We start from the raw sequence: 1,485 nt of genomic DNA on the forward strand, positions 1-1,485 counted from the left end.
GGCTCTCTTGAAAAACGAGTGGGTTACGCGGCATGCTGATTGAGTTTTCCGAAGTCCAGCTTGCCGGCGAGCAGGAACACGACGGCACGGATGGTGGAGAAGCTCGCGTAGCCACGCGCCTTGCGCTTGGCGGCCTGGAAGAGGCCGTTGATGGCCTCGAGGAAGCCGTTGGTCTGGCGGGAGCGGGTCCAGGCGACGATGCCTTCGAGGTGCTTGCGGATCATCTTGGCGACCGCCTTCATCGGCTCGACCTTGGAGCGCATGACGTTGACGGTCCACTGCCAGAGCATCGCGCGCACGACGTTGACTTGCTTGCGATCGAGAATCTCGCGCAACTGCTCCTTGTAGAGCCAGGCGCGGGCGGTGCGCTTGGTCGCCACCTGCGCGACGAACGCGTCGAGTTCGGCGCGCGCGTCCGGTTTGAGCCCATCGCGATCCTTGAGCAACTTCCAGCGCAGCCCCTTGAGCGCAGGGTCGGTGCGCTGCTCGATGCGGCGCATCTTGTCGACGGCGGTGCTGGCGTGGGCGATGACGTGGAACTTGTCGAAGGTGATCGTAGCGTTGGGCAGATGGGCGGTGACGCCCTTGATGAAGGCCGGCGACATGTCGATCGAGATCGACTCGATCGCCAGCGGGTCGCCCCCGTGAGCCTTCAAATCCTCGGCGAACGCCTCGATCGTGGCCGCATCGCGCCCCTCGGTGACGAACAGCACGCGGCGCGCGTCGGCATCGGCCACCAGCGTGATGTAGTCATGGCCGCGGGCGCGCGAGGTCTCGTCGGCGGCCAGCCGCTTGACCTCGGAGAAGTCGGCCTGATCGAGCGCCAGATCGACGTAGCGCTTGCAGATGGCGGACACGCGGTGCCAGGAGAGATTCACCACGCGGGCCACCGCGGCGAAGGGCATCTCGCGGCACAGCGCCATCACCAGTGCTTCGAACAGCAGCGTGAAGCCGGCAAGCTTGCCCGCCCAGTCCGGCTCGACCTGGCGGGTGCCGCCGTCGGGCAGGCGCACGCGCGGCACCCGCACCTCGAGGTAGCACTCGTGCTGGAAGAAATTCAGGTGCCGGTAGCGCTTGCTCACCGTGTCGTGGACCGGATGCGCCCCCGCCACGCCCGGCACCGCGAAACGGCTGCCCGCGACGAAATCGACCGTGATCGTGAGCACCTTCTTGGCGGCGTCGAAATCGACCCCGCCCACGCGCCACGGATCGGTGATGCCCAGTGCGGCCTCGAACAGCTTCGCATGCATTGCTTGTCATCCCTGCAGATTCAACACGGGCGGCGATCCTACCCGATGCCGCGACCTCGCACCGCCGCGCTTGTCTTCATGGCTGGATGCCCAACTGCGCTGCATCCAGCCATGAACCATGCGTATCGCCGGCCCCTTGGCGTCAAGGGTTCGCTGCGCCGGGCTACGCCCGCCCTTGACCCCAACGGCCCGGCACCCCGGATCCCGCATTACCCACTCAAAATTCAAAAGAGGC

1 protein-coding gene is annotated in these 1,485 nt (G+C 66.2%); it reads right to left on the reverse strand.

The features are described 5' to 3' along the window. Positions 1 to 23: 23 nt before the first annotated feature. Positions 24 to 1,250 (reverse strand): ISL3 family transposase, encoded by a 1,227-nt coding sequence (locus I8J34_RS24015; RefSeq protein ID WP_214364158.1) that lies wholly within the window; start codon positions 1,248 to 1,250, stop codon positions 24 to 26. Positions 1,251 to 1,485: the final 235 nt, after the last annotated feature.

It is taken from the genome of Denitromonas iodatirespirans (genome assembly GCF_018524365.1).
GTDB classification, from domain to species: domain Bacteria; phylum Pseudomonadota; class Gammaproteobacteria; order Burkholderiales; family Rhodocyclaceae; genus Nitrogeniibacter; species Nitrogeniibacter iodatirespirans.

Bases quoted from the DNA above. Each gene is read 5' to 3' on its own strand.
- I8J34_RS24015 (WP_214364158.1), bottom strand. From the start codon at position 1,250: ATGCATGCGAAGCTGTTCGAGGCCGCACTGGGCATCACCGATCCGTGG.